This window comes from Stenotrophomonas sp. GW821-FHT01H02A, from assembly GCF_059422145.1.
Genome location: NZ_JBWKWI010000007.1, coordinates 191,838 through 204,666, shown reverse-complemented (window position 1 = coordinate 204,666; position 12,829 = coordinate 191,838). Strand labels below are relative to the sequence as shown.

The 12,829-nt window shown below is 66.8% G+C and carries 8 protein-coding genes, 9 tRNA genes and 1 pseudogene; 6 read left to right on the top strand and 12 right to left on the bottom strand.

What is annotated here, in order from left to right; translation table 11 throughout:
* Window positions 1–184 precede the first annotated feature (184 nt).
* Window positions 185–2,380: a PAS domain S-box protein gene (locus tag AC07WC_RS12700; protein ID WP_495210309.1), complete on the top strand. Its 2,196-nt coding sequence runs from the start codon at window positions 185–187 to the stop codon at window positions 2,378–2,380.
* A 283-nt stretch (window positions 2,381–2,663) separates the two neighbouring features.
* Window positions 2,664–4,523: a methyl-accepting chemotaxis protein gene (locus tag AC07WC_RS12695; RefSeq protein WP_495210308.1), complete on the top strand. Its 1,860-nt coding sequence runs from the start codon at window positions 2,664–2,666 to the stop codon at window positions 4,521–4,523.
* A gap of 63 nt (window positions 4,524–4,586) precedes the next feature.
* On the opposite strand, the gene AC07WC_RS12690 is transcribed toward AC07WC_RS12695, so the two are convergent.
* Window positions 4,587–4,673 (bottom strand) — tRNA-Leu (locus AC07WC_RS12690).
* Window positions 4,674–4,797: 124 nt separating this feature from the next.
* On the opposite strand from AC07WC_RS12690, the pseudogene AC07WC_RS12685 reads away from it, so the two are divergent.
* A pseudogene (locus AC07WC_RS12685) lies at window positions 4,798–5,148 on the top strand (response regulator); the annotation flags it as partial.
* Here AC07WC_RS12685 and AC07WC_RS12680 read toward each other — a convergent pair.
* The gene (locus AC07WC_RS12680) at window positions 5,096–6,037 is read right to left on the bottom strand and encodes an SOS response-associated peptidase family protein (protein ID WP_495210307.1); all 942 of its coding nucleotides are present in this window, start codon (window positions 6,035–6,037) and stop codon (window positions 5,096–5,098) included. The pseudogene AC07WC_RS12685 and the gene AC07WC_RS12680 overlap by 53 nt on opposite strands.
* Before the next feature lie 105 nt (window positions 6,038–6,142).
* Here AC07WC_RS12680 and AC07WC_RS12675 point away from each other — a divergent pair, with 105 nt between their 5' ends.
* Complete coding sequence (locus AC07WC_RS12675) at window positions 6,143–6,559, top strand: GNAT family N-acetyltransferase (protein WP_495210306.1); 417 nt, start codon at window positions 6,143–6,145, stop codon at window positions 6,557–6,559.
* Between the two features lie 50 nt (window positions 6,560–6,609).
* On the opposite strand, the gene AC07WC_RS12670 is transcribed toward AC07WC_RS12675, so the two are convergent.
* From AC07WC_RS12670 to AC07WC_RS12625, 10 genes are all read right to left on the bottom strand, one after another.
* Window positions 6,610–6,685, bottom strand: a tRNA-Glu gene (locus tag AC07WC_RS12670).
* A 51-nt stretch (window positions 6,686–6,736) separates the two neighbouring features.
* A tRNA-Ala gene (locus AC07WC_RS12665) sits at window positions 6,737–6,812 on the bottom strand.
* A gap of 104 nt (window positions 6,813–6,916) precedes the next feature.
* Window positions 6,917–6,992 (bottom strand) — tRNA-Glu (locus AC07WC_RS12660).
* Window positions 6,993–7,041: 49 nt separating this feature from the next.
* Window positions 7,042–7,117: transfer RNA gene (locus AC07WC_RS12655), tRNA-Ala, on the bottom strand.
* A gap of 133 nt (window positions 7,118–7,250) precedes the next feature.
* Window positions 7,251–7,326 (bottom strand) — tRNA-Glu (locus AC07WC_RS12650).
* A 52-nt stretch (window positions 7,327–7,378) separates the two neighbouring features.
* A tRNA-Ala gene (locus tag AC07WC_RS12645) sits at window positions 7,379–7,454 on the bottom strand.
* Window positions 7,455–7,599: 145 nt separating this feature from the next.
* Window positions 7,600–7,675: transfer RNA gene (locus AC07WC_RS12640), tRNA-Glu, on the bottom strand.
* A 53-nt stretch (window positions 7,676–7,728) separates the two neighbouring features.
* Window positions 7,729–7,804 (bottom strand) — tRNA-Ala (locus AC07WC_RS12635).
* A gap of 81 nt (window positions 7,805–7,885) precedes the next feature.
* Entirely contained in the window at window positions 7,886–10,204 is a 2,319-nt protein-coding gene (locus AC07WC_RS12630) for a heavy metal translocating P-type ATPase (protein WP_495210305.1), read from the bottom strand.
* Entirely contained in the window at window positions 10,201–10,599 is a 399-nt protein-coding gene (locus AC07WC_RS12625; protein ID WP_495210304.1) for a heavy metal-responsive transcriptional regulator, read from the bottom strand. The genes AC07WC_RS12630 and AC07WC_RS12625 overlap by 4 nt, the downstream gene beginning before the upstream one ends.
* 211 nt (window positions 10,600–10,810) lie before the next feature.
* On the opposite strand from AC07WC_RS12625, the gene AC07WC_RS12620 reads away from it, so the two are divergent.
* Both AC07WC_RS12620 and AC07WC_RS12615 read left to right on the top strand, forming a co-directional pair.
* Complete coding sequence (locus tag AC07WC_RS12620) at window positions 10,811–11,875, top strand: helix-turn-helix domain-containing protein (RefSeq protein WP_495210303.1); 1,065 nt, start codon at window positions 10,811–10,813, stop codon at window positions 11,873–11,875.
* A 114-nt stretch (window positions 11,876–11,989) separates the two neighbouring features.
* The gene (locus AC07WC_RS12615; protein ID WP_495210302.1) at window positions 11,990–12,790 is read left to right on the top strand and encodes a TlpA family protein disulfide reductase; all 801 of its coding nucleotides are present in this window, start codon (window positions 11,990–11,992) and stop codon (window positions 12,788–12,790) included.
* Window positions 12,791–12,829 lie beyond the last annotated feature (39 nt).

The following is a 12,829-nucleotide window of genomic DNA, read 5'->3' as shown; positions in this document are numbered from 1 at the left end:
CCGGGGGCACTTCTGGTTTGACGCGCGTTTACGCACACTTCCCGTTGAATGCCCGTAGGGTGGGTGGACGGCGGGGAGCCCCGATGACAGACGACCAGGCAGGACCGGGCAACCGGGCGGGCCGCAGTGCCGATCAGTGCGCTGGCGCAGGGCTGTGCGCGGCATCCTGGACCGGAGGCCGCGCATGAGCCGGGCACCGACCGGCGCACCCGACGCGGCGGCGCTGCAGGAGATGGCCGAGCAGCGCCATCGGCTGGAAATGATCATCGAAGGCACCGCGGCCGGCACCTGGGACTGGAACATCCCGGGCAACCAGATGCGGGTCAACGAGCGCTGGGCGGAGATCGTGGGCTACACCCGCGAGGAACTGGCCCCGATCACGCCCGACACGTTCTTCCGGCTGGTGCACCCCGACGATCTTGCCCAGTCCAACGCGCTGCTCAGCGCGCATCTGGAGGGCCGCTCGCCGCACTACGACAGCCTGTGCCGGATGCGCCACAAGCAGGGCCACTGGATCTGGGTGCAGGACCGCGGCCGCGTTTATGAGCGCGATGCGCAGGGCCGCCCGCTGTGGATGGCCGGCGCCCACGCGGATGTGACCGATCTGCAGCAGGCCCGCCAGGATGCGGCCAACATGCGCCAGCGCCTGCAGGCGGTGGTCGATGCGTCCGACGAGGTCGCGGTGATCGCCACCGATGTGGACGGGGTGGTCAACCTGTTCAATACCGGCGCGCAGAAGCTGCTGGGTTATCGACCCGAGGAGGTGATCGGGCGGGTCAACCCCGGGTTGTTCCATGACCCGGAGGAGATGCGCGCCTACCTGCAGCCCCAGGTGGACGCGGACGGACGCATGCCGACCATTTTCGAAGCACTGACCGCGCGCGCCGCTCTCGGCACGTGGTCGCACCAGTGGACCTTCCTGCGCAAGGACGGCGAGCGTCGCCAGGTGCGGTTGTCGATCAGCCCGCTGGACTGTGCCGACGGCAACCGGATCGGCTACGTCGGCATGGCGGTCGACCTCACCCCGCTGCTGCAGGTGCGTGAGCAGGCCTTCGTCGCGGCGGAGAAGTTCGCCGGGGCGTTTTCCTCGGCGGCGCTGGGCATGGCCCTGGTGTCGCTGGAAGGGCGCTGGCTGGACGTCAACGATTCGCTGTGCGGCATTCTCGGCTACACCCGTGCCGAACTGCTGCAGATCGATTTCCAGACGCTGACGCATCCGGATGACCTGCATGCCGATCTCGCCCTGCTCGGCGACCTGCTGGCCGGACGCCGCGAGCACTATCACATGGAAAAGCGCTACCTGGGCAAGGCAGGCAACCTGGTCTGGGGCCGGCTGTCGGTGTCGCTGGTGCGCACCGAGAACGGCGAGCCGCTGCATTTCGTCTCGCAGATCCAGGACGTGACCGCCCAGCGGCTCAGCGGCCAGCAGCTGCGCGAATCCGAACAGCGCACCCGCGTCACGCTGGATGCGGTGGCCGATATGGTGCTGACCCTGGACCTGTGCGGTGGCATCCAGTACGCCAACGCGGCGGCCACCCGCGCGCTGGCCGGGGAGGGCGCCGAGGCGCTGGCCGGCAGCCAGCTGCAGGAGGTGATGGAACTGACCACCGAGTACGCGCCGCGCTCACTGCTGGATGTGGCCGTGCTGCTCGACCCGGACAGCAATGCCGTCGACCTGCATTCGGACCTGCTGCTGTCGGTCGGCGCCCACCTGCTGCCGGTCGACCTCACCCGTGCCTGGTTGCGCGATGAAGACGGCCGGATCAGCGGCGCGGTCTGGGTGATCCGTGACGTCACCCAGCAACGTGCCCGGCAGCGCGAAGCCCGGCACCTGGCCGAGATCGATCCACTGACCGAGCTGAGCAACCGGCGCGGTTTCGAGGCGCACCTGCAGCAGGCCATCACCCGGGTCGCGCGGACTGGCCAGTCGGCCTCGTTGATGTACATCGACCTGGACCACTTCAAGCCGGTCAACGACACCCACGGCCACCTGGCCGGCGATGCCGTGCTGTGGGCGGTGGCCAGCGTACTGCGCCATGGCGTGCGCGATTCGGACATCGTGGCGCGGCTGGGGGGCGACGAGTTCGCGGTGATCCTGGCCGGATGTTCGCTCAAGCGTGCCCGGCGCATCGCCAGTGACCTGCTCGAGGCCATGCGGGGGTTGTCCATCCCCTGGGGCCAGCGGCGGTTGAGCGTCGGGGCCAGTATCGGGGTTGCCCCGCTGTTCGGGGGCATGAGCGTGGATGATGCCGTGGCCGCCGCGGACGCCCAGTGTTACCGGGCCAAGGCGATGGGACGTGACAACGTGCAGGTCGAGGCGCAGGCCCTGGGCGCGATCGACCCCCTGGATGCCCTCGATGCCAGTGAAAGCAGCGACTGAGACGGGCGTGCCCGTGCGGTCGGGGACGCACCCGCCGATCGCCCTAAAGCTTTCAGATTGCGCGCCGTTATATGACTCGCAATTGCTGCCTGTCTGCTCACGTGGATATCTGGCCTTACACCTTTTTCAATGGTTCATGTTCGCCGGCCCAACCGGCGTTTGAAGCACATCGAAGCACCGTCATCCCCACTGACGATCTTCGTGAGTCCCAGCCAACGGAATACCGCCACCGGGCCACCGCCCGGCGCTGACCTATTCGCTAACCGGACACCGAGGTCTACAGATGATTACTTCAGGCTTGCACGCGCATGTGGCAGGTCGTGGCAGCGACGCCGACGCCGGGTCGTTGTGGCGCTCGATCACCGCGTTGTTCGTTTCCCGTCGCGCCGCCCATGGCACCGCGACATCGGCCGCATTACGGCGGCAGGCCGAGCTGGAAGACCAGGTCAAGGCCCTGCACCGGGTCCAGGCCGTGATCGAGTTCCATCTCGATGGCACCATCGTCCACGCCAACGACAATTTCCTGCAGACGCTGGGCTACACGCTGGAGGAAATCCAGGGGAAGCACCATGCCATGTTCGTTGATGCCGAGTATGCGCAGAGCCGGGAGTACCGGGACTTCTGGGCCAATCTGGGCCGCGGCGAGTTCGATGCCGGGCAGTACCGCCGGATCGGCAAGGGTGGCCGCGAGATCTGGATCCAGGCGTCCTACAACCCGGTGTTCGACAGCGACGGGCGGCCGTACAAGGTGGTCAAGTTCGCGACCGACATCACCGCGCAGAAATTCCAGGCCGCCGACTTTGCCGGCCAGCTGGCCGCGATCAACAAATCACAGGCGGTGATCGAGTTCGACCTGGAGGGCCGCATCCTGGCCGCCAACGACAATTTCCTCGCCGCGCTGGGCTATACGCTGGAGGAGGTGCGCGGGCAGCATCATTCGATGTTCGCCGCACCGGAGCAGCGCCAGAGTGCCGAGTACCGCGCGTTCTGGGCCAAGCTCGGCCGCGGCGAGTACGACGCGGGCCAGTATCGGCGGCTGGGCAAAGGCGGGCGCGAGGTCTGGATCCAGGCCTCGTACAACCCGATCTACGACATGAACGGACGCCCGTTCAAGGTGGTCAAGTACGCCACCGACATCACCGCGCAGGTGCGTGACACGCTGGCCCTGCAGCAGGCCGTGGCGCAGACGCGCGAAGTGGTGGCCGCAGCGCAGGCCGGTGATCTGACCGGCCATATCGCGACCCAGGACAAGACCGGCCCGATCGCCGAACTGTGCGAGGGCATCAACGCGCTGGTCGAGACGATGGCCGGCATCATCGCCCAGATCAAGCTGGCCGCGGACACCATCGCGGTGGGCGCCAGCGAGATCGCCGAAGGCAACAGCGACCTGTCCGTGCGCACCGAGCAACAGGCGGCCTCGCTGGAGGAAACCGCCGTGTCGATGAAGGGGCTGACCGCCACCGTGCGGCGCACCGCGGACAACGCCCGCCAGGCCAATCAGCTGGCCGGTGGCGCGGTCGAGGTGGCGGCGCAGGGCGGCCAGGTGGTGCACGAGGTGGTCTCGACCATGTCGCTGATCAATGATTCCTCACGGCGCATCGTCGACATCATCGGGGTGATCGACGGCATCGCGTTCCAGACCAACATCCTGGCCCTCAACGCCGCGGTCGAGGCGGCACGCGCCGGTGAGCACGGCCGCGGTTTTGCGGTGGTCGCTTCGGAAATCCGCTCGCTGTCGCAGCGTTCGGCCGAGGCCGCCAAGGAGATCAAGCAGCTGATCGGCGATTCGGTCGAGAAGGTCGGCGCAGGCGCGCGCCAGGTTGAAAGCGCGGGCCGCACCATGGACGAGATCGTGGTCAGCGTGAAGCGGGTGAGCGATCTCATGGCCGACATCAGTGCGGCGGCCCAGCAGCAGAGCGAGGGCATCGAGCAGATCAACCAGGTGGTCGAACACATCGACGAGAGCACCCAGCAGAATGCGGCGCTGGTCGAAGAGGCATCCGCCGCTGCGCGCAGCATGGAAGAGCAGTCCTCCCGGCTGCTGCAGACCGTGGCGGCGTTCCGGGTGGCGGGGGCGGCAGGCGTGCGATCCACCGCGACGCCGGCGGCCAACGGCGCCCACCCGACACTTCGACTGGTCTGAGCTGCCGTCCGCCATAACGAAAAACGCCCCGGATCCGTCGATCCGGGGCGTTCTGGTTTTCCATGGTGCCGAAGGTGGGACTCGAACCCACACGCTTTTAAGGGCGGCGGATTTTGAGTCCGCTGCGTCTACCGATTCCGCCACTTCGGCTGGCTGGCCGCGTAGTGTATACAAGATGTAGAGGTTTGTGCAGACCTGAATGCTTAAGTTCCTGTCAGGGTTTCACCTACCGAGGACGCTATACTCATGGCGCTGAACCATACAGGGAGTCGTCATGAGCGCGCTGCAGGATCTTCGGGTGCTGGTGGTCGAGAACGACGAAATGAGCGCGGCCCTGCTGCAGATGCAGCTGGTGCAGTCCGGCGCCGTGGTGGTCGGGTTGGCGGCCTCGGTAGCGGAGGCGCTGCGCCTGCTGGCCGAGACCCAGCCACAGGTGGTGCTGCTGGACTACCGCCTGGCCAACAACGAGACCAGCGAAACGGTGGCCGCGGCCCTGGTGGCCCGCCAGATTCCCTTCGTGCTGGCCACCGGCATGGCGACCGAGCATCTGCCCGAGGCCTTCCGCTCCGGCATCATCCTGACCAAGCCCTACCTGACGGCCGAATTGAATGCCGCGCTGGCGCGCGATCGTGAGGATCCGGATTCAACCATGCATCCAGATGTTCACGCCGGATCGGCACGATGCAGCGATCGTGGCCAGTGCGCGCCACATCGGCGGGCGGCTCGTCGGTGATCGCTGCAAATGACAGCAGGCGACCTTCCGGCCCGTCCCATTCCGACCACAGGCACGCGATCAGCAGATCGCGCGGCGGCTGTGGGCTGAATTCCAGCACGACGTTCTCCGCTTTCTCGCCAGGCGACAGCGTCCGTTGTTCCAGTGCGTGACGCGGGACATGCTCGTAGAACGACTGCACCACCACCACGCCATGCTGATGGCCGAACGCGGATTTCCAGTACGCCTCCAGGCTGTCCCGGCGTGCATTGTAGGTGCCCGGATACAGCACGTCGTTGCGTGCGGGCTTGTCCGGCAGCCGGCATTGGTAGCGCATCGGTTTGATCACGCGCCGGCCCTGCTCGGAGACGATGACCGGTGCGTAGACCCCGGGAAAAATGCGGCTGTCACGCGGCACCAGTCCGGCGCGTTGCAGGTCCGACAGGCGCGTCTGTGCGCGTTCGATCCGGTTGCCGGCCACGCGCACCTCATTGCGGGCCTTCTGCGTGGGGCGTGCGGCCAGTTGTTCCTCGGCTGCTTTCAGGCGCGCGCCCTGCAGGCGCAGCTCCTCATCCAGTGCGTGCACTTCTTCCGCATGCCATTGCTGGATCCGGGCGACGATTTCCTGGCCCTGCGCGGTGCGGGCACCGGCAAAGCCATCGTCCATCGCCTTGGGGGTTTTCGGACGCTGCTTGCCGGCGTCGTGGGCATACAGCTGGGCGAACTCGTCCAACGACATCATGGCGCCGTACTCGCGGACCAGCTTGGTGTAATCGGCGCGGATCTGGGCGGAGTAGCACATGGTGGCGGAGCAGGGTGGGCAGAGAGACAGGATAGGCCGGTTGGTCGCACATCCTGCGAATACGTTCGGGCATGCTGAGCATCCATTCATTGCCGGATCCGTGTCATGTCGCTGCCCGCTGGTGTTCACTGCATTCCCCTGCCGCCCGGCGTGGAGGAATACCGCGCGCTGCGGGTGCTGGCCGGGTTGAGCCCGAAAACGGCCGAGGCGGCGGCGCGCGGCCTGCCCAACACGGTATTCGGCGTGAGCCTGCGCGAGGGCGACCGGCTGCTGGCCATGGGCCGGATCATCGGCGACGGCGGCTGCTTCCTGCAGGTGGTGGATATCGCCGTGGTCCCGGACCGCCAGGGGCAGGGCCTGGGCAAGGCCGTGATGGCCGAACTCGACGCCTGGCTGCGCGCCAATGCTGCCGGTGCGTATGTCAGCCTGATCGCCGATGGGCAGGCGCATCGCCTGTATGCGCAGTTCGGCTTCGCCCTGACCGCGCCGCGCTCGGTAGGCATGGCGAAGGTGGTGGCGTAAGGCCCATAAACACACAGCCCCGACCGAAGTCAGGGCTGTGTGTTTGAAGCTGGCGTCCCCACGGGGATTCGAACCCCGGTCGCCACCGTGAAAGGGTGATGTCCTAGGCCTCTAGACGATGGGGACGCGTTAAACCGAATTTTTGGGCTTCCATCGGACGGCCTGTGTCCGGAGAAGTGGTGGAGCCAGGCGGGATCGAACCGCCGACCTCCTGCATGCCATGCAGGCGCTCTCCCAGCTGAGCTATGGCCCCACAGTTGTGCTGCGAGCCGCCTATCATAGCGGCGGTTTTGCCGGATGGGAAGGGGGTCGTTAAACAAAAAGCCCCGACCGAAGTCAGGGCTGTCTGTTTGAAACTGGCGTCCCCACGGGGATTCGAACCCCGGTCGCCACCGTGAAAGGGTGATGTCCTAGGCCTCTAGACGATGGGGACGCGTTAAACCGAATTTTGGCTTCCCTCGGACGGCCTGTGTCCGGAGAAGTGGTGGAGCCAGGCGGGATCGAACCGCCGACCTCCTGCATGCCATGCAGGCGCTCTCCCAGCTGAGCTATGGCCCCAGTTTGTACCGCGAGCCGCCTAGTATATCTGCCTGTTCACGTTTGTGGAAGCGTTTCGACATCCGCATCGCAACCGCAGTAGACGGTGAATAAAAAGACCCGGCATGCCGGGCCTCGGTATTCGTCTGATGAGTGGCGTCCCCACGGGGATTCGAACCCCGGTCGCCACCGTGAAAGGGTGATGTCCTAGGCCTCTAGACGATGGGGACGCATGAAACTCATCAAATTGTTCAGCACATCCGAACGGCCTAATGTCCGGAGTGGTGGAGCCAGGCGGGATCGAACCGCCGACCTCCTGCATGCCATGCAGGCGCTCTCCCAGCTGAGCTATGGCCCCACGATGCTGGAGGCGGAATTCTACGCGGCCGTGAAGCGTTCGCCAAGTTTTTTTTCTGAAAAACCGAAGAAAGAATGCGCACGGGAAAAAATCCATCACGGAAAACAAAAAGCCCCGACCGAAGTCAGGGCTGTCTGTTTGAAACTGGCGTCCCCACGGGGATTCGAACCCCGGTCGCCACCGTGAAAGGGTGATGTCCTAGGCCTCTAGACGATGGGGACGCACGAAAACTTCAAATTTTGTCACTGCAATCTGATCGGCCTAATGATCGGATTGGTGGAGCCAGGCGGGATCGAACCGCCGACCTCCTGCATGCCATGCAGGCGCTCTCCCAGCTGAGCTATGGCCCCACGTCGTGAGGAGCGAAATCATAGCGACGGCGTTTTCGATTGGCAAGGAAAAAGTGAAGAAATGTCGTCATCCATTGCCACTCATCCGCTTGGCAGCCGCTGATGGCGCAGTCGCAACGCGTTGCTGATCACCGACACTGAACTCAAGCTCATCGCCAGCGCTGCCAACATCGGCGACATCACGATGCCCAGCGGATACAGCACGCCAGCTGCGATGGGAATGCCAAGCGCGTTGTACAGGAACGCAAACCCCAGGTTCTGCCGCATGTTGCGCACGCTTGCGGTGGAGAGCCGGCGCGCACGCAGGATGCCGCGCAGATCGCCTTTGACCAGGGTGACCTGTGCACTGGACATCGCCACATCGGTGCCATTGCCCATCGCGATGCCGACATCCGCGCTCGCCAGGGCCGGCGCATCGTTGATGCCGTCGCCGGCCATCGCGACCCTGCGTCCCTGCGCCTGCAGCGCGCGGATCAGTGCCGCCTTGTCGGCCGGACGCATTTCGCCATGCACTTCGTCGAGGCCGAGTTCCCGCGCGACCGCTTCAGCGGTGGCGGTGCCATCGCCGGTGGCCATCACGATGCGCAGGCCATCCCCGTGCAACTGCCTGATCGCTTCGGTGGTGGAGCCCTTGATTGGATCGGCGACCGCGAGCAGTCCACCGAGCCGGCCATCCACGGCAAGGTACATCACGCTTGCCGCGGCGCTGCGCAGCTGCTCCGCAGCTTCGCGCAGCGCATCCAGGCCGATGCCGTGTTCGTGCATCAGTGCGGTGTTGCCGAGCAGCAGCGCCTTGCCGTCGACCACGCCGCGCACACCCATGCCGGTCAGCGAATCGAAGTCCGACACGCCGGTCAGCACCCTCGAGCGCGCCTTCGCTTCCGCGACGATCGCGGCGGCCAGCGGATGCTCGCTGCCCTGGTCCAGGCTCGCCGCCCACAGCAGGATCTGATCGGGCTCGAACGGAGCCACTGCCCGAACCTCGCGGAACGAGGGGCGGCCCTCGGTCAGCGTGCCGGTCTTGTCCACCACCAGCGTATCGATCTGGCGCAGCGCTTCGATCGCTTCGGCATCGCGGAACAGGACGCCATGCTGCGCGGCACGGCCGGTGGCGACCATGATCGTCATCGGTGTGGCCAGGCCCAGTGCACACGGGCAGGCGATGATCAGCACCGCCACCGCGCTCAGCACCGCGTGCGTCCATGATGGATCCGGGCCGAACAGGCCCCAGCCAAGGAAGGTCAGCGCCGCGACCGACAACACCGCCAGCACGAACCAGTAGGCCACGGTGTCGGCCATGCGCTGCATCGGGGCACGCGAGCGCTGCGCCTGCGCGACCAGCTGCACGATCTGCGCCAGCATGCTGTCATCGCCGAGCCGGTCGGCGCGCACCACCAGGCTGCCGGTGCCATTGAGCGTAGCGCCGATCACGCTGTCGCCGACGGTCTTGCCCACCGGAACGGGCTCGCCGGTGAGCATCGATTCGTCGATCGAGGAGCGGCCCTCCATCACGGTGCCATCCACCGGCACTTTCTCACCCGGGCGCACGCGCACGCGGTCGCCGGGTTGGAGCGCTGCGATCTCGACGTCTTCTTCGTGCCCATCCTCGCGCAGCACGCGCGCGGTTTTCGGTGCCAGGCCGAGCAGCGACTTGATCGCGGCGGACGTCTTCGCCCGTGCACGCAACTCCATCAACTGGCCGAGCAGCGTGAGCGAGATGATCATCGCTGCCGCCTCGAAATAGACGCCGACATGCCCATGCTGCTGGAACGACGGCGGAAACAGGCCTGGCGCCACCGTAGCGACCACGCTGTAGCCAAAGGCGGCCAGTACGCCGGTGCCGATCAGGGTCCACATGTTCGGGCTGCGGGTGCGGATCGACTGCGCCCAGCGCTGCAGGAACGGCCAACCGGCCCACAGCACGACCGGCGTGGCCAGTGCCAGCTCGATCCAGACCCGCAGATCCGGTGAGAGCCCGTGCAGTACCGGCGTCATCGCCAGCATCGCCAGTGCCATCGTGGCCACGCTCAGCGGCAGGCTCCACCAGAAGCGCCGCCGGAAATCGGTCAGCTCGGGGTTTTCGTCCTCCTCAAGGCTGGGCATCGCCGGTTCCAGCGCCATGCCACACAGCGGGCAGGTGCCCGGACCTTGCTGTCTGATCTGCGGGTGCATCGGGCAGGTGTACAGCGTGCCGGCGGCCGGCGCGGACGCCGGGGAGGGCGGTGCCAGCCAGCGCTGCGGATCGGCGATGAACCTGCGGCGGCAGCCATCGCTGCAGAAGTGGTAGTAGCTGCCGTCATGGTGGGCGTGATGGGGCGTAGCCCCCGGGTCGACCGTCATGCCGCAGACCGGGTCCTTGACCGTGGCGCCCGAGGCCGGATGCTGGTGGGGGCGGCTCATTGGTCTGACTCCGTCAACGCCGTGAGGATCGGACATGCCTGTGGGTCACCGTGCCCGGGGCAGGCATCGACCAGCTGCTTGAGGGCGCGGTGCATGCGCTGCAGTTCACGGATGCGCTGTTCGATGTCGGTGAGCTTGTTCACCGCGCTCTCGCGGATCTGCGCCATGTCCTGGCCACGCTGATCGCTGACCCGCAGCAGCTCGGCGATCTCGTCCAGGCTGAAGCCCAGCGCCTTGGCGCGGCGGATGAACTGCAGGCGGGTCAGGTCGGACTCGCTGAAGACCCGGTAGCCGCCGGCGCTGCGCCGGGCAGTGGGCAGCAGCAGCTGCCGCTCGTAGTAGCGCACCGTATCGATGGGCACGCCGGCCTGGCGCGCGAGCTGTCCAATGTTCATGAGCACCTCGTGGATGACCGGCCCATTCTGGACCTTGGAGTCTGGTCCAGAGTCAAGCCTTGCTGGAACCCAACTGAGACGCCCGTCAGGGTGAAATTTACAACTAGTTGCATGGCCCTCGCCCGGCGCCCTCCGTAGCCTCAGGCGATCTTACGTATCGACCTGCGCTGTCTGGCGCCGTGTCGGCAGACCCTGTCCCAGGAGAATGGCCATGGACGCACCCCGCAACACGCTGCAGCCGGACCGCCGGCCGGATACGCCGACCCTGATGGAAGTCGCGGTCGTGGAATTCCCCGGCAGCCTGCGCGCTGCCGCGCCGGTGCTGTCCGAGCTGGCCCAGCGCTGCAACCGCACCCTGGCTGCCGGCCGCCGCACCGGTGCACGGATGCTGGTCACCCGCTGGACGATGTCCGCCCGCGGCATGCAGCGGGTGGCCGGGGCAGAGCTGTTCGGCGATGCGCTGCCGGCGATCATCGTCGTGCCCGGCAGCGAATCGAGCTGGACCATGGCGCCGCCCGATGAGCGCCTGCTGGCCTGGCTGCGCGAATGCCACGACGGCTGCTGCCTGCTGGCCGGCTGCGATGAAGGCGGCCTGCTGCTGGCCGCCGCGGGGGTGCTGGCCGGCCGTTCGGTCAGCGTGCCCGATCCGGCCCGCTGCCCGGCGCTGCGCACGATGGTGCCCAGTTGGCTGCCCAGCGAACGCACCCTGGTCGACGATGGCGATCTGTTGACCGCGGCCGGCCAGGACGCCTGGAAGTACCTGAGCCTGCGGATGCTCGCGCGCGTGTACGGGCAGAGTGTGATGAATACCGTCATCCAGCAGCTGCAGCTGGTGGTCCCGCGTACCGAGCTGGACGATCTGGAACGCTTCAGTCCGAACTTCGCGCACGGCGACCGCTCCATCCTCAAGGCGCAGCGTTGGCTGCATGGCATTGCCGCACGCGGCATCGGGCTGGATGACATCTGCGCACAGGCCGGTCTGGAGCCGCGCACGTTGCAGCGCCGGTTCCTGAAAGCCACCGGGATGCGGCCGATCGAGTATTGCCAGCGCCTGCGCATCGCCAAGGCGCAGCTGCTGCTGCAGGCCGGTGGCGTGGTCGACCAGGTCGCGTGGGCAGTGGGCTATTCCGACCAGAGCGCGTTCCGTCGCCTGTTCCTGCGCATCGTCGGGCTGACGCCATCGCGCTATCGCCGCCAGGTGGCCGCACAGCAGCGGGAGCGAACGACGTCGCGCCCGATGGGTCGCATGGTCGAGCCGATGCGTCCCGCCGCCTGAATCACGCCACACCGCCGCGCTTGATCCATCGGCGCCTTGCGGTGACCATGCCGACGGGCCCGATGCAACAGCCGTCGCAGCGTGGCAGGTCCCGGGCGACGGCGGAGAGACGCGATGATCAGCAGTGTAGGCCCGGTACCGCTTGCGGTCGTGTGGGTGTTGGTGGGTCTCGGCGTTGCGATGCTGGTGGCCAGTGTGGTGCGTGCGCCGGCAGTTGAAGGCGCGCCGCGGCCGCGATCGGTGGTGGTGGACATGCTGCTGCTGGGCCTGCTGGCCGGACGCGCTGCGTTCGTGATCTGGCACATGGCGGACTATGCGCAGGATCCCTGGGGCGTACTACGCATCGGCGATGGCGGCTTCCTTGTGTGGCCTGCGCTGGTGGCGGGGGTGGGGTGGGGCGCCTGGCGCCTGCGCCGTTGGCCGTCGCTGCGTCGGCCGATATGGAGCGCGGCCGTGGCCGGGATCCTGGCCTGGGCGGCGATGTCGACCGGCGCCGCCTGGCTGCAGCAATCTCGGGTGACGCTGCCGGCGATCACCCTGACCTCGCTGCAGGGCGATCCGGTCGCCTTGGCCGACACGCGGGGCCAGCCGGTGGTGATCAATCTCTGGGCGAGCTGGTGCGGTCCCTGCCGGCGCGAAATGCCGGTACTGGCACGGGCGCAGCAGCGCCATCCCGGGATCCGCTTCCTGTTCGTCAACCAGGGAGAGACCCGCGCCGAGGTCGAAGGCTTCATCGCCGCCGAGCAGTTGACGCTGGACAACGTGCTGCTCGACGAGGATGCAGTTGCCGCTGAGCAGCTGCAGGTGCACGCCTATCCGACTACCCTGTTCTTCGACGGGCAGGGCCGCCTGCGGCAGATCCACCTGGGTGAACTCAGCGCTGCCGGCCTGCAAGCCAAGCTCGACGACCTGTGACGATGGTCACGCTGTCTCTTTTTTGAATCCAGGAGTCAC

Excerpts from the sequence above, each read along its gene's own strand:
- AC07WC_RS12680 (WP_495210307.1), bottom strand. The coding sequence starts at position 6,037 with ATGTGCTACTCCGCCCAGATCCGCGCCGATTACACCAAGCTGGTCCGC.
- AC07WC_RS12675 (WP_495210306.1), top strand. The coding sequence starts at position 6,143 with ATGTCGCTGCCCGCTGGTGTTCACTGCATTCCCCTGCCGCCCGGCGTG.
- AC07WC_RS12625 (WP_495210304.1), bottom strand. The coding sequence starts at position 10,599 with ATGAACATTGGACAGCTCGCGCGCCAGGCCGGCGTGCCCATCGATACG.
- AC07WC_RS12615 (WP_495210302.1), top strand. The coding sequence starts at position 11,990 with ATGATCAGCAGTGTAGGCCCGGTACCGCTTGCGGTCGTGTGGGTGTTG.
- AC07WC_RS12620 (WP_495210303.1), top strand. The coding sequence starts at position 10,811 with ATGGACGCACCCCGCAACACGCTGCAGCCGGACCGCCGGCCGGATACG.
- AC07WC_RS12695 (WP_495210308.1), top strand. The coding sequence starts at position 2,664 with ATGATTACTTCAGGCTTGCACGCGCATGTGGCAGGTCGTGGCAGCGAC.
- AC07WC_RS12700 (WP_495210309.1), top strand. The coding sequence starts at position 185 with ATGAGCCGGGCACCGACCGGCGCACCCGACGCGGCGGCGCTGCAGGAG.
- AC07WC_RS12630 (WP_495210305.1), bottom strand. The coding sequence starts at position 10,204 with ATGAGCCGCCCCCACCAGCATCCGGCCTCGGGCGCCACGGTCAAGGAC.